The 21,894-nt window shown below is 66.9% G+C and carries 22 protein-coding genes; 10 read left to right on the top strand and 12 right to left on the bottom strand.

What is annotated here, in order from left to right; translation table 11 throughout:
* Nucleotides 1-3: 3 nt before the first annotated feature.
* A complete protein-coding gene (locus tag MF6396_RS09105) occupies nucleotides 4-1,335 on the bottom strand; it encodes an aminotransferase-like domain-containing protein (protein ID WP_054915346.1) in 1,332 nt (443 codons plus the stop codon).
* A gap of 105 nt (nucleotides 1,336-1,440) precedes the next feature.
* Between MF6396_RS09105 and MF6396_RS09100 the strand changes: the two genes are divergently transcribed.
* A complete protein-coding gene (locus MF6396_RS09100; RefSeq protein ID WP_054915345.1) occupies nucleotides 1,441-2,331 on the top strand; it encodes a DMT family transporter in 891 nt (296 codons plus the stop codon).
* A gap of 279 nt (nucleotides 2,332-2,610) precedes the next feature.
* Here MF6396_RS09100 and MF6396_RS09095 read toward each other — a convergent pair whose 3' ends face one another.
* Genes MF6396_RS09095 through MF6396_RS09085 form a run of 3 tightly spaced genes read right to left on the bottom strand, consistent with a single transcriptional unit; the run spans nucleotide 2,611 to nucleotide 5,510 of the window.
* A complete protein-coding gene (locus MF6396_RS09095) occupies nucleotides 2,611-3,813 on the bottom strand; it encodes an MFS transporter (protein WP_078480128.1) in 1,203 nt (400 codons plus the stop codon).
* On the bottom strand, nucleotides 3,791-4,414 hold the full coding sequence (locus MF6396_RS09090; RefSeq protein WP_043860541.1) for a glutathione S-transferase family protein: 624 nt from the start codon (nucleotides 4,412-4,414) through the stop codon (nucleotides 3,791-3,793). The genes MF6396_RS09095 and MF6396_RS09090 overlap by 23 nt, the downstream gene beginning before the upstream one ends.
* A gap of 37 nt (nucleotides 4,415-4,451) precedes the next feature.
* Nucleotides 4,452-5,510, bottom strand: coding sequence for an NAD(P)-dependent alcohol dehydrogenase (locus MF6396_RS09085; protein WP_058540721.1), 1,059 nt, complete (start codon nucleotides 5,508-5,510; stop codon nucleotides 4,452-4,454).
* 156 nt (nucleotides 5,511-5,666) lie between these two features.
* Here MF6396_RS09085 and MF6396_RS09080 point away from each other — a divergent pair, with 156 nt between their 5' ends.
* The gene (locus tag MF6396_RS09080) at nucleotides 5,667-5,984 is read left to right on the top strand and encodes a DUF2388 domain-containing protein (protein ID WP_043860539.1); all 318 of its coding nucleotides are present in this window, start codon (nucleotides 5,667-5,669) and stop codon (nucleotides 5,982-5,984) included.
* A 107-nt stretch (nucleotides 5,985-6,091) separates the two neighbouring features.
* Here the strand turns inward: MF6396_RS09080 and aceE are convergent, their stop codons facing one another.
* Complete coding sequence (aceE, locus tag MF6396_RS09075; RefSeq protein ID WP_078480127.1) at nucleotides 6,092-8,764, bottom strand: pyruvate dehydrogenase (acetyl-transferring), homodimeric type; 2,673 nt, start codon at nucleotides 8,762-8,764, stop codon at nucleotides 6,092-6,094.
* Between the two features lie 131 nt (nucleotides 8,765-8,895).
* On the opposite strand from aceE, the gene MF6396_RS09070 reads away from it, so the two are divergent.
* On the top strand, nucleotides 8,896-9,342 hold the full coding sequence (locus MF6396_RS09070) for a MarR family winged helix-turn-helix transcriptional regulator (protein ID WP_058540700.1): 447 nt from the start codon (nucleotides 8,896-8,898) through the stop codon (nucleotides 9,340-9,342).
* Here MF6396_RS09070 and MF6396_RS09065 read toward each other — a convergent pair.
* Both MF6396_RS09065 and mrdA read right to left on the bottom strand, forming a co-directional pair.
* Nucleotides 9,331-10,401 (bottom strand): transketolase-like TK C-terminal-containing protein, encoded by a 1,071-nt coding sequence (locus tag MF6396_RS09065; RefSeq protein WP_078480126.1) that lies wholly within the window; start codon nucleotides 10,399-10,401, stop codon nucleotides 9,331-9,333. The two genes, MF6396_RS09070 and MF6396_RS09065, sit on opposite strands and share 12 nt — an antisense overlap.
* 101 nt (nucleotides 10,402-10,502) lie before the next feature.
* Nucleotides 10,503-12,395, bottom strand: a complete 1,893-nt coding sequence (gene mrdA / locus MF6396_RS09060) for a penicillin-binding protein 2 (protein ID WP_043860536.1) — start codon at nucleotides 12,393-12,395, stop codon at nucleotides 10,503-10,505.
* A gap of 280 nt (nucleotides 12,396-12,675) precedes the next feature.
* Between mrdA and MF6396_RS09055 the strand changes: the two genes are divergently transcribed.
* The 4 genes from MF6396_RS09055 (at nucleotide 12,676) to MF6396_RS09040 (ending at nucleotide 16,439) form a co-directional block, all read left to right on the top strand.
* Entirely contained in the window at nucleotides 12,676-13,896 is a 1,221-nt protein-coding gene (locus tag MF6396_RS09055; protein ID WP_078480125.1) for a putative DNA modification/repair radical SAM protein, read from the top strand.
* Complete coding sequence (locus MF6396_RS09050) at nucleotides 13,893-14,738, top strand: TIGR03915 family putative DNA repair protein (protein WP_078480124.1); 846 nt, start codon at nucleotides 13,893-13,895, stop codon at nucleotides 14,736-14,738. The genes MF6396_RS09055 and MF6396_RS09050 overlap by 4 nt, the downstream gene beginning before the upstream one ends.
* A 178-nt stretch (nucleotides 14,739-14,916) precedes the next feature.
* Nucleotides 14,917-15,447 carry a glyoxalase superfamily protein gene (locus tag MF6396_RS09045; RefSeq protein WP_078480123.1) on the top strand — a complete coding sequence of 177 codons (531 nt, stop codon included), beginning with the start codon at nucleotides 14,917-14,919 and terminating at the stop codon, nucleotides 15,445-15,447.
* A 98-nt stretch (nucleotides 15,448-15,545) separates the two neighbouring features.
* Nucleotides 15,546-16,439: a sterol desaturase family protein gene (locus MF6396_RS09040; protein ID WP_078480122.1), complete on the top strand. Its 894-nt coding sequence runs from the start codon at nucleotides 15,546-15,548 to the stop codon at nucleotides 16,437-16,439.
* Here MF6396_RS09040 and MF6396_RS09035 read toward each other — a convergent pair.
* Both MF6396_RS09035 and MF6396_RS09030 read right to left on the bottom strand, forming a co-directional pair.
* Nucleotides 16,422-17,042 (bottom strand): helix-turn-helix transcriptional regulator, encoded by a 621-nt coding sequence (locus MF6396_RS09035; RefSeq protein WP_238596422.1) that lies wholly within the window; start codon nucleotides 17,040-17,042, stop codon nucleotides 16,422-16,424. The genes MF6396_RS09040 and MF6396_RS09035 overlap by 18 nt on opposite strands.
* Before the next feature lie 102 nt (nucleotides 17,043-17,144).
* Nucleotides 17,145-17,597 (bottom strand): Lrp/AsnC family transcriptional regulator, encoded by a 453-nt coding sequence (locus MF6396_RS09030; protein ID WP_043860530.1) that lies wholly within the window; start codon nucleotides 17,595-17,597, stop codon nucleotides 17,145-17,147.
* Between the two features lie 148 nt (nucleotides 17,598-17,745).
* On the opposite strand from MF6396_RS09030, the gene MF6396_RS09025 reads away from it, so the two are divergent.
* Complete coding sequence (locus MF6396_RS09025) at nucleotides 17,746-18,363, top strand: LysE family translocator (protein WP_043860545.1); 618 nt, start codon at nucleotides 17,746-17,748, stop codon at nucleotides 18,361-18,363.
* Nucleotides 18,364-18,399: 36 nt separating this feature from the next.
* Nucleotides 18,400-18,882 (top strand): MaoC family dehydratase, encoded by a 483-nt coding sequence (locus tag MF6396_RS09020; RefSeq protein ID WP_054915335.1) that lies wholly within the window; start codon nucleotides 18,400-18,402, stop codon nucleotides 18,880-18,882.
* Between the two features lie 21 nt (nucleotides 18,883-18,903).
* On the opposite strand, the gene MF6396_RS09015 is transcribed toward MF6396_RS09020, so the two are convergent.
* Nucleotides 18,904-19,401, bottom strand: coding sequence for a hypothetical protein (locus MF6396_RS09015; RefSeq protein WP_043860528.1), 498 nt, complete (start codon nucleotides 19,399-19,401; stop codon nucleotides 18,904-18,906).
* A gap of 38 nt (nucleotides 19,402-19,439) precedes the next feature.
* A complete protein-coding gene (locus MF6396_RS09010; protein ID WP_054915334.1) occupies nucleotides 19,440-20,003 on the bottom strand; it encodes a helix-turn-helix domain-containing protein in 564 nt (187 codons plus the stop codon).
* 123 nt (nucleotides 20,004-20,126) lie between these two features.
* Here MF6396_RS09010 and MF6396_RS09005 point away from each other — a divergent pair, with 123 nt between their 5' ends.
* The gene (locus MF6396_RS09005; RefSeq protein WP_078480120.1) at nucleotides 20,127-21,011 is read left to right on the top strand and encodes a DMT family transporter; all 885 of its coding nucleotides are present in this window, start codon (nucleotides 20,127-20,129) and stop codon (nucleotides 21,009-21,011) included.
* Between the two features lies 1 nt (nucleotide 21,012).
* Here MF6396_RS09005 and MF6396_RS09000 read toward each other — a convergent pair whose 3' ends face one another.
* The gene (locus MF6396_RS09000; protein WP_043860525.1) at nucleotides 21,013-21,810 is read right to left on the bottom strand and encodes an AraC family transcriptional regulator; all 798 of its coding nucleotides are present in this window, start codon (nucleotides 21,808-21,810) and stop codon (nucleotides 21,013-21,015) included.
* Nucleotides 21,811-21,894 lie beyond the last annotated feature (84 nt).

Here is a 21,894-nt window from a genome sequence, read left to right as displayed (position 1 = left end):
GCTTCAGGAGTACGCCTGCACTACCCAGCGTACCTTCGCCAGCGCCGCGCGCAGCGTGTCCAGGTCCACCGAGCCCAGCGCCAGCCTGAGTGCACGCGGCACGTGACTGGTGGTGGCGAACGGCTGCGCGGTGGACACCGCCACCTGTTCGCGCATCAGGGCGGCGGCGATCTGTTCGGCGCGGGCGTCATCGGCCAGCGGTAGCCACAGAAAGTACGAAGTGGGGTGGGTGACGCAAGGCATGCCCGCCAGTACTTCGCGGGCGATGGCCTGCCTGGCCTGGGCATCGGCGCGCTTCTCGGCTTCCAGGCGCTCCACCGTGCCGTCCTCGATCCAGGCGCAGGCAATGGCGGTCATCACCCCGGGGGTGTTCCAGGTGGTGGCGCGAATGGAGCGCTCCAGCGCGGCAACCTGGTGCGGCGGCGCGGCAATGAAGCCCACGCGCAGGCCGGTGGCGATGTTCTTCGACAGGCCTGACACGTACAGCGTGCGCTCCGGTGCCAGTTGGGCCAGGGGCGGCGGCGCGTCGTCGGCCAGGAAGGCGTAGGCGGCGTCCTCGATCAGGTGCAGGTTGTGGGTGCGGGCAATCGACACCAGTTGTTCGCGCTGCTCCAGGCTCATCACCCAGCCCAGCGGGTTGTGCAGCGTGGGCATGCTGTACACCGCGCGTACCGGGCGGCTGCGGCACAGCCGCTGCAGGGCGCCGAGGTCCGGCCCGTGGGGCGTGACCGGAATCGGCAGCATCTCGAGGCGCAACGCCTCGGCCAGCACCTTGAACCCGGAGTAGGTGAGGGCGTCGACCGCGATCACGTCGCCGGGCTGCAGCAGGGCCATCAGCACCACGGCCAACCCGTGCTGGGCGCCGCTGACGATCAGTACCTGCTCTGGATTCACCTCGAGCCCGCAACCGAGCAGGTGCCGGGCGATGCAGGCGCGTTCATGGGCGCGCCCGGCATGGGGCTGGTAGCGCAGCAGCGCCTCCAGGTCGCCGCTCAGTGCCAGCTGGCGCAAGCCGCTGCGCAGCAGGTCGGCCTGGCCGGGCAATGCCGGGTAGTTGAAGTTCAGGTCGGCCATGCCGGCGGCCACCACCTGCTGGTCGACGCCCAGGTCGGGCGGCAGCGAGGTTTCGCGCACGAAGGTGCCGCGCCCGGTCTCGCCGCTCACCAGGCCCATCTGCTCGAGTTCGGCATAAACCCGTGACGCGGTGACCAGGGCCAGGCCATGGGTCGCGGCCAGGTGACGGTGGGTGGGCAGGCGGGTGCCAGGGGCGAGCCTGCCGTCACGAATGTCGGCGGCAAAGGTGTCGACCAGGGCCTTGTAGCGCGAACGAGGCATGTTCAGATGTATCCATGACGATTTTTTGATTGTGCTGATCGTCGGCCCTAGCATGGTTTTTGGCAAGCGTGCCCTTACCCCTGCAACCTGTCGAGCGTGACTTCAATGGAACAGACTCTCAAACCTCGTACCCTGGACGACGCCACCCGTGGCTGGATCAACGGCCTGATCGGCGTGGTGATTTTCAGCGGCTCCTTGCCGGCCACGCGCCTGGCGGTGCTGGAATTCGACCCGGTGTTCCTCACCGTGGCGCGTGCCGCCATTGCCGGTGTACTGGCGCTGGCCTTGCTGATGCTGCTCAGGCAACCGCGCCCGACCCGGGCTCAGGTAATGCCCTTGATCGTGGTGTCGCTTGGGGTGGTGGTGGGGTTTCCGCTGCTGACCGCGCTGGCCTTGCAGTACGTGACCTCGGCGCATTCGATCGTGTTCATCGGCATGCTGCCGCTGGCCACCGCGGTGTTTGGCGTGCTGCGCGGGGGCGAGCGCCCGCGCCCGGTGTTCTGGCTGTTTTCGGTGCTGGGGTGCTTGATGGTGGTGGGCTTTGCGTTGTCGCAGGGCTTGGCGGCGTCGCCCCAGGGTGACCTGCTGATGCTGCTGGCGGTGGTGGTGTGCGGCCTGGGTTATGCCGAGGGGGCACGGTTGTCGCGGGCGCTGGGCGGTTGGCAGGTGATCTGCTGGGCGCTGCTGGTGTCGTTGCCGGTGATGCTGGTGCTGACCTGGTACCTGGCGCCGTCGACGTTCGCGGGTATCAGCCTGCCGGCGTGGGTGAGCCTGGGGTATGTGTCGCTGTTCAGCATGCTGATCGGTTTCGTGTTCTGGTACCGCGGCCTGGCCCAGGGCGGGATTGCGGCGGTGGGGCAGTTGCAGTTGCTGCAGCCGTTCTTTGGCCTGGCCTTGGCGGCGGGGTTGCTGGGCGAGCAGGTCAGCCCGGGTATGCTGGGGGTGACGGTGGGGGTGATCCTGTGTGTGGCGGGGGCGAGGCGGTGGGCGCGGTAGACGGTTGCGTCCAGCCTGGGCTTTTCAGCCGAACTCATCTGATCCGCTTTTGGCCTCGCTAGCTGCATCTGTTTCCAGATCAGAAGGGGGCAGACAATGTGGCCTTCGACAGCCGCACCCCCTCAGTTAGGAGCTCCCATGGGCAAGATGGCAATTTTTGTATTCGGCTTTCTGATATTGGCCTTCGCAATCGGAGCACTGGGTACCATCTCCCCCCTGTAACCCCCGCCACACCCCGCACAGAACCAGGAAGGCGCCGAGACTCCCGCGCCTTCTTTTCTATTCTGCCACCAAGCCCTTGTTCACCCGCCACGCCAGCGGCAGCGTGAGCAGCAGCGTGGCCGCCAGCACCACCACCGCCGTGGGCACCCCGGTAACGTCCCCCAGCCGCCCGAACACCACCGGTGCCAGCGCGCCGCCACCGATGGTGCCGGTGTAGAACAGCGCGAAGGCCTGCTCGTGCTTGCCGGCAGCCGCCAGCTCCGGCACCACGCCATACAGCACCGACGAGGTGCCGTTCAGCGCCAGGCCCAGCAACGGCAGCATCACCAGCGTGGCCGAATACGGCAGCACCACCGCCAGCACGATCAACAGTGCAGTCCCCGCTTCGGTGAGCGAGACGGTTTTCAGCAGGCCGATGCGTGCGCCCAGGTAGCCGCACAGCAGCTTGCCGAAGGCCCCGCCCACGAACAGCAGCGTCAGCGCCAGGCCGATACCGGCGGTGCCGGCGCCCTTGAGCCTGAGCAGAAACGGCAGGAAGGTCAGAAACCCCATGCGCACCGCGCTGTCGAGCATGCCCAGCATCAGCAGGGCACGCAGGCCGCCCGGCGAGCCGTTTCCGGTGGCCAGCTTCGGCGCCTTGCCGCCCGCCGCCAGGGCCTGGGCCCGGGAGGGGATCAGCCACCACAGCAACACCGCCGCAGCCACACCCAGCACGCCCAGCAGCGTTGCACCGGTACGCCAGCTGACGGCCACCAGCAGCACGCCCATCAGGCCCGGAATGACCGCCTTGCCGATATCGCCCGCGAAGTTGTAGTGCGACAGCGCCTGCTTGACCCCGCCGCCCGCCGCGTGGCTGTCGGTGATCATCGAGGAGGCCAGCGGGTGCTGGGTACTGGCGCCCAGCCCGCCCAGCATCAGCGCCACCAGCAGCACACCCAGGCCGGTGGCCTGGCCGGCGACCAGGTAGGCCACGCCGGCCAGCAGCGTGCCGCCCACCAGCAGGCGCTCGCGGCCAAAGCGCCGGGCCGCGCGGCTGGCCAGTAGCTGAAAGCCGGCCATCATCCCGGAATAGGCCCCGCGCAACAGGCCCACCTGGGCCAGGCTGAGGCCGAACTGCGCCTGCCACAGCGGCAGCAGCACGTAGATCACGTCGGTGAGCCCGTCGTGCACCGCGTGGGCGCTGCAGCCGGCCAGCAGCGAGCGGCGGCGCACCGAGGTTTCGGTGGTGACGGTGGCGTTACGGGGTACCGTTTCTTCCATGGATGACAAACCCTTCGCGTTCGGTCAGACGCTCGTAGTATGCCCGAACCGCTGCAAAATCCGGATGCTCCAGCGGGGTTTCGAACCAGCGATTGACCGACAGGCCGATGGCGATGTCCGCCAGTGAAAAGTCCTGGCCACTGACGTAGGCGCCGGTCGATTCGAGCTGGCGGTCGAGGATCTGCAGGTTGGTGGTCCACTGTCTGCATGCCGCCGCCAGTGCCTCGGGGTCCTGATGGTCGGGGGAATGGCGCACCAGCGACAGGAAGGGGTAGGTCCAGGACTTGTTGAGGTCGGTGGCCTGCCAGTCCATCCACTGGTCCACCCGTGCGCGCACCCGGGGCTCGGCGGGGTAGAGGTGCTGCCCGTGGTACTGGTTGGCCAGGTAGCGCAGGATGCTGTTGGACTCCCACAGCACGAAGTCGCCGTCCTTGATCACCGGCACCATGGCGTTGGGGTTCAGGGCCAGGAACTGCGGGCTGAAGGTGGACCTGAAGCCCGAGCCCCAGTCCTCGCGCTCGAAGGCGATACCCAGCTCGGTGCAGGCCCATAGCACCTTGCGTACATTGATGGAGGAAGCTTTGCCGAGTATCTGCAGCATGGGAGGCCCTTGTGGTTCGGTAGGGGAGTGAGGCGCGTCAGGCGCCGGTGGTGTCGTCGAGCGAGGCCATGTCGATCACGAAGCGGTAGCGCACATCGGAGCGCTGCATGCGTTCGAACGCCTCGTTGATCTGGTCCATGCGGATCATTTCACACTCCGGCAGAATGTTCTTCTTCGCGCAGAAGTCGAGCATCTCCTGGGTTTGCGCAATCCCGCCAATCGGCGAGCCGGCCAGGCGCCGCCGGCCGAGGATGAACGGCACGGTCAGTTGTTCGTCGATCGGCCCCACCTGGCCGACGATCACCAGGGTGCCGTCCACGTCCAGCAGCGACATGTAGGGCGACACGTCATGGCGCACCGGCACCGTGTCGATGATCAGGTCGAAGCTGGAGCGCGCGGCGGCCATGGCCTTGGCGTCGGACGACACCAGCAGCTTGTCGGCGCCCAGCGCCCGCGCATCATCGAGTTTGTCGGGGGTGCGGCTGAGCACCGTGACGTCGGCACCCAGGCCCGCCGCCAGCTTCACGGCCATGTGCCCCAGCCCGCCCAGGCCGATGACCGCGACGCGGCTGCCGGGCCCGGCATTCCAGGTGCGCAGCGGCGAGTAGGTGGTGATGCCGGCGCACAGCAGCGGCGCGGCCTTGGCCAGGTCCAGGCCGTCGGGCACGCGCAGCACGAACTCCTCGCGCACTACAAGGTGCTTGGAATAGCCGCCGTAGGTGGGTTCGCGGGTGATGCGGTCCAGGCTGTTGTAGGTTTGCGTGTTGTTCTCGCGGCACAGCTGTTCCTCGCCCTTGCGGCACTGGTCGCACTGCTGGCAGGAGTCGACCATGCAGCCCACCGCCACGGCGTCACCGACCTTGTAGCGGGTGACCTGGCTGCCCACCTCGGTCACGCGCCCGACGATCTCGTGGCCTGGCACGATCGGGTAGCGGCTGAAACCCCAGTCGTCGCGGGCCTGGTGCAGGTCGGAGTGGCATACGCCGCAGTACAGGATCTGCATCGCCACGTCGTTGGGGCGCAGGGCGCGGCGTTCGAACTTGAAGGGTGCCAGCGGTGCTTCGCGGTGCTGCGCTGCATAGCCAATGGTGTACATGTTCACCTCTCGTCACGCTCGGGAATGGGGACCAGGGTTTCAATATAGCCAGCATGGCGGGCTTCGGTGGGCGGGTAGGGATATTGGCGGGAACTCTTGGCCTGGGGGGCCTATCCTAATGAATGTAGGTTCCCCCCCCATCACGGAGGCATCGTCATGCGCCGTTTACTGCTGGTTTCTTCCCTTGTGCTCTGCCTGCCTTTGGGCACGGCCCTGGCCCGTGTGGATGGTCGCGATGTCGCCACCTCCGCCGGGGTTTCCGCCTCGTTGTACTCGACCTTCAAGGACGACAAGCTGGTGATTCCGGCGCGCGATGATGCTTCGACGTTCATCGCCAGCGGCGGCGAAATTCGCGGTGTGTACCTGGAGTCGATGCTGCAGCGTATCCGTCAGCAGAACCCTGGGTTGCAGGCCAGTGACGAAGACCTGGCCAAGGCGATACTGACCCAGGATGAGCTGGGGGCGGGGCAGTAAGGCGCCGCAGGCAAGGTGAGCCCATCGCGGGTCAAGCCCGCTCCCACAGGGATCTTCATGGCCTTTGTGGGAGCGGGCTTGACCCGCGATGGGTATGCCGCGATCTATCAGACTGAAGCCGGATCAACCTTGCCAGGGTCGATGCCCAGCGCTTCGATCGCGCCGGCCACCACCTCACGCTCGATCACCCCGTCCGCCGCCAGCGCATTCAGCGCCGCCAGCACGATGAACTGGCGGTCCACCTCGAAATGCCGGCGCAGCGCCTCGCGGGTGTCCGACTGGCCGAAGCCGTCGGTGCCCAACGCCACGAAACGCCTCCCGGTCACCCACGGCCGGATCTGGTCGGCATGGATCTTCATGTAGTCCGTGGCCACCACCACCGGCCCCGCATGCCCCTGCAGCAGCGTTTCGATGTATGGCGTCTTCGGCGCCTGCAGCGGGTGCAGCAGGTTCCACCGCTCCACCGCCTGCGCCTCGCGCCGCACCTCGGTCAGGCTGGTGGCGCTCCACACCTCGCTGCTGACGCCGAAATCACGCTGCAGAATATCCGCCGCCGCCAGCACCTCGTTCAGTATCGAGCCGCTGCCCATCAACTGCACATGCCGCTCGCCCTGCGGCGGTTTTTCCACCGGCAGGCGGTACAGCCCCTTGAGAATGCCTTGCTCTGCGCCTTCGGGCATGGCGGGGTGGGCGTAGTTCTCGTTGAGCACGGTGATGTAGTAGTACACGTCCTCCTGCTCGGCATACATGCGGCGCATGCCGTCCTGGTTGATTACCGCCAGCTCGTAGGCATAGGTGGGGTCGTAGGAGACGCAGCAGGGCACGGTGGCCGACATCACGTGGCTGTGCCCGTCGTCATGCTGCAAGCCTTCGCCCATCAACGTGGTACGCCCGCTGGTGGCGCCCAGCAGAAACCCCCGTGCGCGCGCATCGCCCGCCGCCCACAGCAGGTCGCCCACTCGCTGGAAGCCGAACATCGAATAGAAGATGTAGAACGGCAGGGTCATCACGCCATGGTTGGCGTAGGCGGTGCTGGCGGCAATCCACGACGAGGTGGCGCCGGACTCGTTGAGCCCTTCCTGCATGATCTGGCCGTCGGTGCTCTCCTTGTAGTAGCTGAGCGTGCCGGCATCCTGCGGCGTGTACAGCTGGCCCACATGGGAGTGGATGCCGATCTGGCGGAACAGCCCCTCCATGCCGAAGGTGCGTGATTCGTCGGGCACGATCGGTACGACGAGGCGGCCGACCTGCGGGTCCTTGAGCAGGGTGCCGAGAATGCGCACGAACGCCATGGTGGTGGAGATGGCACGGTCACCGGTGCCCTTGAGCTGGCTGTCGAAGGCCTCCAGGGCCGGCACCTGCAACGGCTCGACCCTGGCCTGGCGCGCCGGCACATGCCCGCCCAGGCGATCACGGGCCACCTGCAGGTAGCGCGCATCGGCGCTGTCGGGGGCGGGCTTGAGGTAGGGGATCTCGCCGAGGCGCTCATCACTCAGGTCCAGGCCGAAGCGGTCGCGGAAGGCCTTGACCGCCTCGTCGCCCATCTTCTTCAACTGGTGGTTGATGTTCTGGCCTTCGCCGGCTTCGCCCATGCCGAAGCCCTTGACGGTCTTGGCCAGGATCACCGTTGGCCGCCCCGTGTGACGCACGGCCGCCGCGTAGGCGTTGTACACCTTGACCGGGTCGTGCCCGCCGCGAGCCAGCTTCCAGATGTCGTCATCGCTCAGGTCGCTGACCATCGCCAGCAGTTCCGGGTACTTGCCGAAGAAGTGCTCGCGCACGTAGGCGCCGTTCTGCGACTTGTAGGTCTGATACTCGCCGTCCACGCACTCCATCATGCGCTGGCGCAGGATGCCGCTGCTGTCCCTGGCCAGCAGCGCATCCCAGCCGCTGCCCCACACCACCTTGATCACGTTCCAGCCGGCAGCACGGTACAGGCTCTCGAATTCCTGGATCACCTTGGCGTTGCCACGTACCGGGCCGTCCAGGCGCTGCAGGTTGCAGTTGACCACGAAGATCAGGTTGTCGAGTTTTTCGCGCCCGGCCAGCGAGATGGCCGCCAGCGACTCGGGCTGATCCATTTCGCCGTCACCGAGAAACGCCCACACCTTGCGGCCCTGGCGTGGGGTGAGGTCGCGGTCTTCGAGGTAGCGCATGAAGCGCGCCTGGTAGGCCGCGGTGATCGGCCCCAGGCCCATGGACACGGTGGGAAACTGCCAGAACTCGGGCATCAGCCGCGGGTGCGGGTAGGACGACACGCCATCGCGGTCGGTCTCGCGGCGAAAGTTGTCCAGCTGCGCCTCGCTCAGGCGCCCTTCGAGGTAGGCCCGGCCATAGATACCCGGCGCCGAGTGGCCCTGGATGTACACCATGTCGCCGGCAAACTGCGCGGTGCGCCCGCGAAAGAAATGGTCGAAGCCCACGTCATACAGCACCGCCGCCGAGGCGTAGGTGGCGATATGCCCGCCCACCCCCGAATGCTTGCCGGCGCGCAGCACCATGGCCAGTGCGTTCCAGCGGATATAGGCATTCAGGCGCTGCTCGGTGGCCAGGTCGCCGGGGTAGGGCAGTTCGCGCTCGGGGCCGATGGTGTTGACGTAGGGGGTGTTGACGCGGCCACGAAAGTCGCCGTGCAGCGACACGTCCAGGTCCAGCATCTGGTCGATCAGGAAGTGCGCACGCGAGCGCCCCTCCACCTCGACAACGGTGGCCAGGGACTCAAGCCATTCCTGGGTCTGCTCGGGATCTGGGTCGTTCAACAGAGGGGGCTGCTGTTGCATCGGTAATCCTCCTGCGGGGTTGTGGCGGGCAGTGCCGGCAGGCCTGCCGGGTAGTAGTTGCATTTGCAATTGATTCTAGGCATGCGTCCCGTATGATTGCAAATGCAATAACTTTGACCCGAGGAACCCTCATGGCTGCACCCACCGCTGACCTCTGGTTCAGCTTCATTCGCGCCCACCGCAACCTGATTCGCGAAATCGAACGCCGCCTGGCCGACCAGGGCCTGCCCGTGTACGCCTGGTATGACGCGCTGTGGGGCATCGAGAGCGGCCCCGATGGCTGCCGGCGCATGCACGAGCTGGCCGATGTGATGGCCATCGAGCGTTACAACCTGACCCGCCTGGTCGACCGCCTGGAGGCCGAAGGGCATGTGGTGCGCAAGAAGGTCGCGGGCGACGGGCGCGGCGCCCTGGCGTGCATCACCGACAGCGGCAAGGCGCTGCGCAAGCGCATGTGGGCGGTGTACAAGCAGGCAGTGGACGAGCTGTTTCTGAGCCAGTTCACGCCCGAGCAACAGGCGCTGTTCGCCCAGGCGCTGGAACAGTCGAGCTTCAAGGCCCGGGCGTCATTCGCCTAGGCCCAGCCGGGCCTGTGCGGCGGGTAGCGCCTGGGTGTCGAACAGGCCCTGGCCGGCCAGTGCCTGCAACGCGCTGAAGGCTATCCAGCGCCGATCCAGGCAGTTGCCCGGCGCCAGGCTGTCGGCGCCCAGTGCGGTGAAGGGCGCCGTGACATGCGGGGCAAGCTGGTCGGCGATGTGCTGGGCATAGCCGGTCACGGCGATCACCGGCGTGCTGGCCGACATCAGGCAGTACTGCAGGTAGCTCTTGCGTGGCGCGGCCTCGGGGTGCAGGCGGTTCCAGCGCGCGGCATCGTCGCTGTCACGGGCCAGGCGCGTGTAGCTGGGGCAACTCCACAACTGGCTGGCGATGCCCCAGTGCGTGTCGAGCAGCACCGCGGCGGAACGCACCTCCCGGAGCATGGCGCCGGCGCCCAGCAGGCGTACCTGGGGGCGGGCAGCGCTGGTGGGCTGCAACGGGTACATGCCCAGAAATGCATCGCTGCAATCGTCGTGTGCCGGTTCATCGGCTGCCGGCGGCTGGTCGTGCAGGGTCATGTAGTAGAAGCCGTGGCGCCCCTGTACGTACAGCTCGTCCAGCGCCGCCAGCAGGATGGCCTGGGCCTCGGCAGCGCTGGCGGGGTCGTACGGGCGGCACTGGGCGTTGGCCGACAGCCACAACGGCAGCCACGGGTGCGCGCCCTTGGGCCAGCGCGAGGCGGCCGATTCCAGGTCGTTGAACACGATGCCGCGGTGGCCGATCTGCTCGGCCAGCATCGACACGCGGGCCGAGCTCGGCGACTGGGTGAGGTAGATCAGCGGGCGTTCGCGGCTGGGCGCCTGCTGGCGAAACCAGATGCCCCAGGGGCTGACCACCTCGCTCGCGCTGTCGGCGCGATCATTGATCACCCACAGGTTGCCCGCCACGGCCGGGTCGTGCTCGATGCGGTGCACGGTCTGCAAAATCTGCAACAGTGGCGAGTGCGACGCTGCGCCGGTCGACGGCAGGCCGGCCTCGATGCTGCGAATGCAGGCGTGGGCGGCCAGTCGGGCAGGGGGGATGGCAGGCAGTGAATCCACGGGGCAGCTCCATGATCGGTCCTTGGCAGAAGCGCAAGGGATACTGCAATCTGATTGCAAATGCAATCAGATGCTGTCGGCACGATCAGGGTGCTGCGCTTTCAGGTATGGGGCACCGCGGCGGGTGCTGCGTTGCCGGCGTACTGGGGCTTGAGGTGGCCTTGTTCGTCCAGCAGGTAGGCGTCCATGATTTCCCGGACCACCGGCCCGGCCACGCGCCCACCGGCCTCGCCGTTCTCGATCATCACCGCGATGGCGATGCTCGGGTGGTCGGCGGGGGCAAAGCCCACGAACAACGCGTTGTCGCGGTGGCGCTCCAGGGTCTTGTCGCGGTTGTAGCGTTCCCCCTGCTTGATCGCCACCACCTGCGCGGTGCCGCTCTTGCCGGCGATGCGGTACTGCGCCCCGGCAGCGGCGGCGCGGGCGATGCCGCGCGGGGCGTGCATGACCATCTGCATGCCCTGGTTGACCTGGTCCCAGGCGTGGCGGTCATGCAGCACGATGTCGGGCATGGGGTTGGGGTCTACCGGCGGCTCGTCGCCGATGCTCATGGCCAGGTGCGGGCGGTGCCACACGCCCTTGCTGGCCAGCAGGCTGGTGGCCTGCGCCAGTTGCAGCGGGGTGACCTGCATGTAGCCCTGGCCGATGCCCAGGATCAGGGTTTCGCCGGGGTACCAGGCCTGGCGCCGGTTGGCGCGCTTCCAGGCGGGTGAGGGCATCAGGCCGGGTGACTCTTCGAACATGTCCAGCGAGACCTTCTGGCCCAGGCCGAATTCGCTCATGTAGTCGTGCAGGCGCTCGACCCCCAGCTTGTGCGCCAGGTCGTAGAAGTAGGTGTCGTTGGAACGCATGATGGCGCTGTACATGTCCACCCAGCCGTCGCCGCTGCGGTTCCAGTTGCGGTACTTGTGGTCGTAGTTGGGCAGCTCGTAGTAGCCGGGGTCGAATACCCGGCTGGCCGGGGTGATCACGCCGCTGTCGAGGCCGGCGATGGCCACCTCGGGCTTGATCGTCGAGCCCGGGGCGTACAGGCCGCGCAGCACGCGGTTGAACAGTGGCCGGTCGATGGAATCGCGCAGCTCGGCGTACTGCCTGAAGCTGATGCCCTTGACGAACAGGTTGGGGTCGAAGCTGGGGTTGCTGACCATCGCCAGCACCTCGCCGGTGGCCGGGTCCAGCGCCACCACCGAACCACGGCGATCGCCCAGGGCCTTTTCGGCGGCCAGCTGCAGGTGCGCGTCCAGGCTCAGGGTGATGTTCTTGCCGGGCACCGGATCGTGGTGGCGCAGCACGCGCATGATGCGGCCCTGGGCGTTGGTCTCGACCTCTTCGTAGCCCACCTGGCCGTGCAGCTGGGCCTCGTAGAAGTGCTCGATGCCGGTCTTGCCGATGGACTGGGTGCCACGGTACTCGGTGGCATCGAGGGTCTTGGCTTCTTTCTCGTTGATGCGCCCCACGTAGCCCACCGAGTGGGCAAAGTGCGCGCCCATGGGGTATTCACGAATGAACTGCGGCTCCACGTCCAGCCCCGGCAGACGGAACTGGTTGACCGCGATCAGGGCGATCTGCTCTTCGCTCAGGCCGAACATCAGCGTCACCGGCTCGAACGGCTTGCGGCCACGGCGCAGGTCCTTCTCGAAGCCCTGGCGGTCCTCCTCGCCCAGGCCCAGGATCTGCACCAGGCTGTCGAGCACCCTGGGCGTGTCGCCAGCACGCTCGCGGGTCATGGTGAGGTTGAAGCTGGGCTTGTTGTCGGCCAGCACCTCGCCGTTGCGGTCGTAGATCAGCCCGCGCTCGGGGGCGATGGGCAGCACGTGCACGCGGTTGTTCTGCGACACGGCGGCATGGTAGTCGTGCTGCACCACCTGCAGCACGTACAGCCGCCCCACCAGCACCGCCACCAGCACCAGTACCAGCAGCGCACACGCGATCAGCCTGCGGTTGACCAGGTGCGTTTCTTTCTCGTGGTCCTTGAGGGGGATAGGCTGGGGCATGTGCAGGCTCTTGCGGAAAACGGATACACCACCGGCCTGGGAGCAGGCAGTGAACGGGCGCGATGGCGTGAATGAACGGCGATCCTACGCAAGCTGCTGCGGTGCCTCAAGGCCGGTTGTCCGCAGGCGGGCGAGGGTGCGCCGAGGTTCCCCGGTTAGCGGGGCGCAGCGTTCATGAAGATTTTTTCATGAAGGCCGCAGCGGCCCGGTCGACAGGCTACGCTTGCATGCGTGGCGATCTGCGAATACTGTATGGATAATCAGTATCGAGGTGGACCCCATGCAGCTCATCGCCAAGCTCGGCATCCTGGCCGATGCCGCCAAGTACGACGCCTCGTGCGCCAGCAGCGGCGCCCCCAAGCGCAGCTCGCGCGGTCGCGACGGCCTGGGCGCCACCGATGGCATGGGCATCTGCCACAGCTACACCCCCGACGGGCGCTGCGTGTCGCTGCTCAAGGTGCTGCTGACCAACTTCTGCCTGTACGACTGCCAGTACTGCGTCAACCGCCGCTCCAGCAACGTGCCGCGGGCACGCTTCACGCCTGAGGAGGTGGTGCGCCTGACCCTGGATTTCTACCGGCGCAACTGCATCAGCGGGCTGTTCCTCAGCTCGGGCATCATCCGCTCCGCCGACTACACCATGGAACAGTTGATTCGCGTGGCGCAGCTGCTGCGCGAAGAGCACAACTTTCGCGGCTACATCCACCTCAAGACCATCCCCGACGCCGACCCGCTGCTGATCGAGCAGGCCGGGCGGCTGGCCGACCGCCTCAGCGTGAACATCGAGCTGCCCACCGAAGCCAGCCTGCAGCGCCTGGCGCCGGAGAAGCAGGTGCGTACCATTCGCCAGGCCATGGGCACCATCCACCACGGCCAGCAGGCGGTGGCCGGTGAAGTCAACGCACCGCGCTTCACCCCTGCCGGGCAGAGCACCCAGATGATCGTGGGCGCCGATGCCACCGACGACCACACCATCCTGGGCAATGCCGAATCGCTGTACCAGGGCTATGGCCTCCGGCGTGTGTACTACTCGGCGTTCAGCCCGATCCCCGACAGCCCCACCAGCGTACCCCTGGCCGCGCCGCCGCTGCTGCGCGAGCACCGCCTGTACCAGGCGGACTTTCTCATGCGCGGCTTTGGCTACAAGGCCGGCGAACTGCTGGGCGGCGCGGGCAACCTGGCGCTGGACATCGACCCCAAGCTGGCCTGGGCCCTGGCCAACCGCGAGGTGTTCCCGCTGGATGTGAACCGCGCCGAGCCGGCGCTGCTGGCGCGCATTCCCGGCATCGGGCTGCGCAGCGTGCAACGCCTGGTGGCGCTGCGCCGTGAACGGCGCATTCGCTATGACGACCTGATCCAGCTGCGCTGCGTGCTGGACAAGGCGCGCCCGTTCATCGTCACCAGCGACTATCGCCCGCCCCAGTCGGAAACCCGCAGCGGCCTGCTGCGCGAACGCCTGCGCGAGCCGCAGGCACCGGTGCAGATGGGGTTGTGGGGATGATCGCACTGGACTGCGACGAGCACTTCGACACCTGGCGCGACCAGGCCCGCGTGCTGCTGGGCCACGGCATCGACCCCACCGAGGTGGTGTGGGCCCACGGCCCGGTGCACGATCTGCTGGCGGTGCCGGCGGTGTTGCCGCAGGGCCCCGGGCCGTTTCGCACACGGGTGCCGGCCGCCTTGCTGGATCAACTTGAGCAGGCCGCCCGCTACCGTGGCGAGCAGCGCTGGAACCTGCTGTATGAAGTGCTGTGGCGCGTGGCCCATGGCGACCGCACCGCCATGCTGGCGGGCGACCGGCTGGGCAGCGAGCTGCAGCGGCGCATCAAGCAGGTCAGCCGCGAGGCCCATCACCTGCATGCCTTCGTGCGCTTCGTGCCATTGCCGGCGGCACTGGCCGAGCAACTGCAACTGGACCTGGTGGCCTTCCATGAACCGGCCCACGACATTCTGCAAAGCGCCAGCGGCCACTTTGCCGACCGGCTGGGCCGCCAGCGCTGGCTGATCGCCACGCCACGCGATGGCATCCGCTTCGATGGCAGCACCCTGGACTACCGACGGCACTGTCCCGAGCAATGGCGCCAGTGGGCCTGCCACGCCGACGACCCTGGCGCCGAGCTGTGGCGCACCTACTACCGGCACACCTTCAACCCGGCACGGGTCAACCCCGACGCCATGCGCCAGCACATGCCGGGGCGCTTCTGGCGTCATCTGCCCGAAGGCCCGCTGATCGCGCGGCTGGTGGGCCAGGCGCGCCAGGGCAAGCAGCGCGACGGCCAGGCGCAGGAGGTGGGGCAGCAGGGCGGCAAGCGCATCGGGCGCGGGGATTCGTCAACGCGCTGAGGGCCGCCTTTCCATATGCCACCCTGGCTGTGTATGATCGGCGCGGGCCGATGCTGCCCGCCGCTCGCTCCCGTTGGGAAAGGTGAAAGCATTGCAGTTACCCCTGACGCGATCATTCTCTTGAACGTCGAGGCCTGGCAACGCGAGCCCCACACTGCCTCGTCACCAGGAGCACATGATGATCTCGATCGAACAGGCCAAACAGATGGCCAAGCGTCTGCGTACCGCCCTGCAGGCGCAGAACCCGCCGCTGACCCACTCCGGCGCACTGGAGCTGGTGGCGCAGCAGCTGGGCTACAAGGACTGGAACACCGCCTCGGCCCTGCTTGCCCCCGACACCCCTGCAAGCGAAGTGAGCTTCGACAAGGCTATCCCCATCCTGCGCATGTTCGACGAAGCCAAGGCGCGCGAGTTCTACCTCGACTTCCTGGGCTTCAGCGTGGAGTTCGAGCATCGCTTCGAAGCCGACCTACCGCTGTACCTGGGCATCGTACGCAATGGGCTGCAACTGCACCTGTCCGAGCACCACGGCGACGCGAGCCCTGGCTCGACGGTGTTCATCCCCATGCACAACATCGAGCAATTGCGCGACGAGCTGCTTGCCAAGCGCTACGGCTATGGCCGCCCGGACATCGTCGAGCAGGGCTGGGGCAAGGTGCTTGAGGTGTACGACCCGTTCGGCAATCGCATTCGCTTCTGCCAGGGCTGACCGGCCTTTCCCCCCAGGCTGAAGATGCGCCGTTTGTTCAAGCGGAGCAGGCTGCGGCTACACGAAACTCCAGGCTCTGACCTGCCTGGAGTTTCACGATGCGAACCCTGTACGCCCCTGTATTTTTCCTTGGATTCGTCGGCTCGGCCGTGTGGCTGCTGGACGAGGGCGCAAGCCTTGGCTGGTTGCCGGTTCTGCTGTTGCTGGCGATTGGCGTGTCGCTGCTGTGCGAGCGGCTGTGGCCCTATCGCGAGCGTTGGAATGTAAGCCAGGGCGATGGCACCCGGGACGTGATTCACGCGGGGGTGAACGAGGCGCTCAACGCGGCCGGCATTGCCGCCATCCCCCTGATTGCCCTGGTGCTGCCCGATACCGGCCTGTGGCCGAGCGACTGGCCGCTGGCGCTGCAGCTGTTGCTGGCGTTGCCGGTGGCAGACCTGGGCATCACCCTGGTGCATTACGCCAGCCACCGCCTGCCGTTGCTGTGGCGCCTGCACGCCGTGCATCACAGCGTGACCCGAATGTACGGCTTCAACGGGCTGATGAAGCACCCGCTGCACCAGATGCTCGAAGCGCTGGGCGGCACCTTGCCCTTGCTGCTGTGCGGGTTGCCGCTGGATGTGGCGGCCTTGCTGGCGTTCAGCATATCCATCCAGCTGCTGTTGCAGCACAGCAACGTCGACATGCGCATCGGCTGGCTGCGCCATGTGTTTGCCTGGGCGCCGGTGCACCGGCTGCATCACCTCAAGTACGGCACCACGGGGGATGTGAACTTCGCGCTGTTCTTCAGCGTTTGGGACCGCCTGCTGGGTACCGCCTTGCACCTGCCGCACTATCACCTGGCGGACGACGACCTGGGTATCGGCGACTTTCCGGACTACCCGGTGGGCTACGGCGCGCAATTGCGCCAACCCTTTCGCCGCGACCAGCCCGAGCATCCACCTGCCGTACTGCCCGATGCCCTGAGCCGTGCGCTAGTCCAGCAGCCTTAGGCGCAGGTGGCGCAGGGTACGGTCGGCACGGATGCCGAACTGCTGGCGCACGCTGCGTGACAGGTGGGCCGAGTCGGCAAAGCCTGCGCAGGTGGCTGCCTCGGTCAGGCTGCTACCGCCCAGTGCCAGCTGCAAGGCCACGCGCAGGCGTTGCCACAACACCAGGCGGCGCACCGACAGCCCCAGTTGACCGCCGAACAGGCGCTCCAGCTGGCTGAGCGACAGCGCCGCCTCACTGGCCAGCTGCGCGGCGGGCAGGGTGTTTTCATCCAGTGCACGTACCCGTTGCAAGGCGGTGGCCAGGCGCGGATGCAAAGGGCGCCGGGGCAGGGCGCGCAAGCGTTGGTTCAGGCCTTCCAGGTCTGCGCCGGCGTCTTCGCAGAGCTGGCGCAGCACCGGCAGTTCGAAAGCCAATGGCTCGGCAAACAGCGTGATCGCCGGTTGCTCGCTGAGAATCGCATGCGGCTGGCCGGAGGCAATGAGCAGCAGCGGCCCGCACTCGACCTGGCCCTGGATCGACGCCTGCACCGGGGCAGCGCAGGCGATCAGCACCTGGTGGGCATAGTGGGCGTGGGCCTGGGTTTGCCCGACCTGCCCGGCCACCAGGCAGTAGTCGGTGGCCAGCCACAGGTCGCCTTGCCAGGGTTCGTTGGGTGCGCGGTGGATAGTGGTGCTCCTGAGTGGGGGTGAAGGCGGGCGGCGAGGTTACAACGGCAAGGGCCGGTCCTGCACCACGCGCTTCATCACCAGGGTGGAGGTGAGCCGCTGCACGTTGGGCAGAGACGACAGGCTTTCATCATAGAGCCGCTGGAAGGCCGGCAGGTCCTGGGTGATCACGTGCAGCAGGTAGTCCGGCTCGCCGAACAGGCGCTGCGCATCCACCACCTGTGGCAACGCCACCAGCGCGTTCTCGAACGCCTCGACCGCCGTGCGATCGCCCTCGCGAAGGGTGACGAAGACCATGGCGGAAAAGGTCAGGCCCAGGGCAATGGGGTCCAGTTTCGCCCGATAGCCCAGCAGCACCCCCGATTCTTCCAGGGCACGCACCCGCCGGTGGCAGGGGGAGAGGCTCAACCCCACCCGCTCGGCCAGTTCGGTGATCGAAAGGCGCCCGTCTTTTTGCAGTTCGGCAAGAATGTTCCGGTCGATGCGGTCCATCTGGAAGGATCTTCCCCTATTGGCCTATGTCGCGATTATCTTCGAAAGAAAATTCTAGCAAGATTTCATTATTGTTCCCTGCATCAATTTGCTTGTGGAGCAGCACGATGCAGCCAACCGTGGATCAACCCCTGGCGTGGGTAGCGCCATGACCCTGAGTGTTTTCGTGGCGTTCTGGGCGGTGTCGATGTTGTTCATCATCACGCCGGGTGCGGACTGGGCCTATGCGATATCGGCCGGGCTGAAGGGGCGGGTGGTATTGCCCGCCGTGGCCGGGCTGTTGTCGGGGCATCTGATCGCGACACTGATCGTCGCCGCCGGGGTGGGCACGCTGGTGGCGGGGCATCCGTTTGCGCTGTCGGTGCTGACAGTGGCGGGGGCCGGGTACCTGCTATGGTTGGGCATCGGCATGCTGCGGCACCCGACTGTGCCCCAGGCGGACCAGGTGCAGGTAGCCGGTGCGTGGCAGCGCTGGGCGGTGAAGGGCCTGTGTGTGAGCGGCCTGAACCCCAAGGTGTTCCTGCTGTTTCTGGCATTGCTGCCACAGTTCACCGACGCCACGGCGCCGTGGCCGGTACCGCTGCAGATCGTGGCGCTGGGGCTGGTGCATGCGCTCAGCTGCGGGGTGATCTACCTGCTGGTGGGCTTTGGATCGCAGGCCGTGCTGGGCGCGCGGCCTGCGGCGGCGCTGTGGGTCAGCCGGGTGTCGGGGGCGGCGATGGTCATCATCGCGCTGGTGCTGCTGGGCGGGCAGCTACCCAGGTAGGCAGAATGTACGCGGCAATCGAACAGGGGGAGTGCCATGAAGAGCTTGAGAGCACGGGCCGTACAGGGCCTGGAGGTGGGGGCGCAACTGAGCGTGACCCGGTGCTTCACCGATGAGGACATCCGCTGCTTTGCGCAGCTTTCGCGGGACTACAACCCCGTGCACTACGATGCCGCCTCGGCCGAACTGCGCAGGTTCAGGTCGATCATCTCCCATGGCCTGCTGACGGCCAGCCTGGTGACCGAGATCGGCGGGCAGATCGGCTGGCTGGCGACCAGCATGAGCTTCGAGTTCAAGCGGCCGGTGTATGCCGGCGATGCAATCACCTGCCACTGGCTGATCGTGGACAAGGACGAGCGCGGGCATGCGCGGGCGCAGTTGAGCATCGTCAACGCGCAGGGCGAAACCGTGCTGGAAGGCATGACCACCGGGGTGTTGCCGAACGCAGCGGCGCGTGAACGCATGGCGCAGCTGTTGGCCGAGGGCGACCCCGGCAACCTGGCTGCGGCAGGTGCCTAGGGCGCCGGCACGCGGCAGGGTTCAATTGCGAAAGTACAGCTCGTCCAGCTGGCGCCGACGGATCGCCACGTACTGCTCCCACACCTTGGGGAACTCCGCCTCGCGGATGAACGGGAAGGTGAGGTACACGAATCGCCCCTTCACCTGAATGTACTGGCGTGCACGCTGGAAGGCCGGCTGCTCGGTCAATGCGATGCTCTCGTCGTAGCCGTCGTGGTAGTGACGAATATCCACCCGGTGCGGGGCAAGCATGCCGCGGGCAAAGTCGATCACCCAGCCGGTGCCCACCGAGGTGCTCAGGTAACCGTAGACGCCGTCCTCCGACAGCTGCAGGCACGCCTTGGCCTGCGTGCCGTCGTCATCGTTCACCAGCACGATCTGGTCGTTGAAGTACTGGATGGATTGCCCCTGCGGCCCGTGCAGCACCAGGTTCCAGCCTTCGGCATCCATGCGGAACTCGCCCTGGTTGGCAAACTCGGCGATCCATCCGTTTGACAGCTCGATTCTGTGGTTGGTCATGGGGGTGGGGGTCCTGAGGGATGGGGCAGGCAGTTGCTTCAGCTGTGCTCGATCAGCATGACAGCAACGGTATCGGGCTCCAAGGCTTCGAACACATGGGGCTGGTTGGCCGGGTAGCGCAGGTAGTCGCCGGCATGCAACAGCACCGGTGCACTGGCCGGGCCTGCGCTGGCGGCCCCCTGGCACACGAATACATGCTCGAAAGTGCCCGCCGGGTGCGCCTGGGAATGGTGCGGCTGCCCGGGCTGGGCGTGCACGCGGTACAGGTCCCGGCGTATGCCGGGCGGGCAGTCGGCGAGCAGGGTCGCCGCGTAGTCGGCGTCGTCGGCCTTGAGCGCCGCACCTTCGCCTGCGCGAATCACCGTGACCGTCTGCGCCGGCTGCTCGAAGAACCGCGTGACCTGAATGCCCAGTGCCGTGGCCAGCGCCCACAGGGTCTCGATGCTGGGGTTGCCAAGGCCGGACTCCAGCTGCGACAGCGTGGATTTGGCCACGCCGGCGCGGCGCGCCAGATCGCTGACGGACATCCCCGACTGCAAGCGCTCGCGCCTGATGGCCTGGGCCAGAATCATGATCGGCGCATCGTTCGATATAATGGTCATTTGTTCGTTATAGGTTGACTAGGAGAGAGGGCGGCGGACATTATGGCACCCACTTGTTCGTTTTGATGGATTTTGTTCGATGACACAGCCTTCTGTTTTTGCCTCGACGGGACACCGCGCGCCATGAATGCACGTTCACGCGGCACCCTCGAAATGGTCACCGCCATGTGCATTTCTGGCACTGTCGGCTGGTTCGTGGTGCAGTCGGGCCAGTCGCCTTCGTCGATGGTGTTCTGGCGCTGCCTGTTCGGCGCCGCCGTGATGGCCCTGGCGTGCTGGGCGTTGGGGGTGTTTGGCACGCTGCGCCCGACCCGCGCGCAGTGGGGGTGGATGCTGCTGGGTGGCGTTGCGCTGGCCTGCAACTGGCTGCTGCTGTTCAGCGCCTACAGCCAGGCCTCCATCGCGGTGGCCACGGTGGTCTACCACACGCAACCCTTCATGCTGGTGGGGCTGGGCGTGCTGCTGTTCGGCGAGCGGATTTCGGCCAGTGGTGCTGGCTGGTTGGGCCTGGCGTTTGTCGGCATGCTGCTGATTGTGACGGCCAAGACGGGGGCGGCCGGGGAAAACTACCTGATAGGTGTGATGCTCGCGCTGCCGTCGGCCTTGCTGTACGCGATTGCGGCGATCATCGCCAAGCGCCTGCAGGGCGTGCCGCCGCACCTGATCGTGCTGGTGCAGCTGCTGGTGGGCGCGGCCATGCTCTGGCCCTGGGCGCAGGTGCCGGACATGACCGCGCAGCCCCAGGCCTGGGCCTACCTGCTGACCATTGGCGCGGTGCATACCGGGCTGATGTCGACCCTGCTGTACGGCGCCATCCAGAAACTGCCCACGGCGCTGATCGGCGCCCTGTCGTTTCTGTACCCGGCGGTGGCCATCCTGGTCGACTGGCTGGCCTTCGATCACCCCCTCAGCGGGCTGCAGGCAGCCGGGGCGCTGGCCATATTGCTGGCGGCGGCCGGCATGAACCTGGGCTGGCGCCTGGGCCCAAAGCCGGCCCTGAATACCTGAGTTAGACCACCGCGTGCCCTGGGCCGCACTGGTCGAGCGTGGCCAGGTAAACACTGGGCGGGGCGCCCAATTGGCGGTGGAACATGCTGGAAAAGGCGCTGGGGCTGTCGTAGCCCAGCTCCAGCGCGACCCGTGTGACCGAGGCGCCGGCCGCCAGGCGGGTGACGGCAGCCATCAGGCAGGCCTGCTGGCGCCAGGTGCCGAATGAAAGCCCGGTTTGTTGGCGGAACAGGCGGCTGAAGGTTCTTGCACTGCAATGCAGGGCACTTGCCCAGGACTCGGCGCTGGTGTCGATGCGGGGTTGGCGCAGGAAGTTGCGACATAGTTCGGCCAGCCGCGGGTCGTTTGGCAAGGGTGCGAACAGCGCCAGGCTCGGCGCGCTGCGCAGCTCGTGCAGTACCAACTGAATCAGATGCCCGTCGCGACCGTGTGTTTCATACAGTGCGGGTACGTGCGCCGTGGCCAGCAACAGGTGGTGGAGCAGGGGCGAGACCACCAGGGCCTGGCACTGCGAGGTATCACGCACCGGCTGCGCCGGCTCTATGTACAGGCTGCGGGTGCTCACCCCGCGCATCAGCACCTGGTGCGGCTTGCCGGCGGGTATCCACACCCCGCTACCGGGCGGAATCACCCAGCTGCCGTCCTGGGTTTGGACCTCCATCAGGCCACTCATGCCATACAGAAACTGTGCGCGCCGATGCACATGGGTGGGCAGCAGTGTGTCGGGCGGGTAGTCGGTACCGATGGCGAGCACCGGGCGGGCGACGGCGTCGACGCTGGCGAGCGGAATATTGAGCATGTGAAGCACCTTGGCCGGAACGCGAGGATTATTGGCCAATTCGCGAGGGCTGGCCACATGTCTGGCCGTTAACGTGTGGCTCCC

It is taken from the genome of Pseudomonas sp. MF6396 (genome assembly GCF_002018915.1).
Taxonomy (GTDB): Bacteria; Pseudomonadota; Gammaproteobacteria; order Pseudomonadales; family Pseudomonadaceae; genus Aquipseudomonas; species Aquipseudomonas palmensis.
The sequence above is the reverse complement of the archived record's forward strand: the minus strand, read 5'-3'. Positions and strand labels throughout refer to the sequence as shown.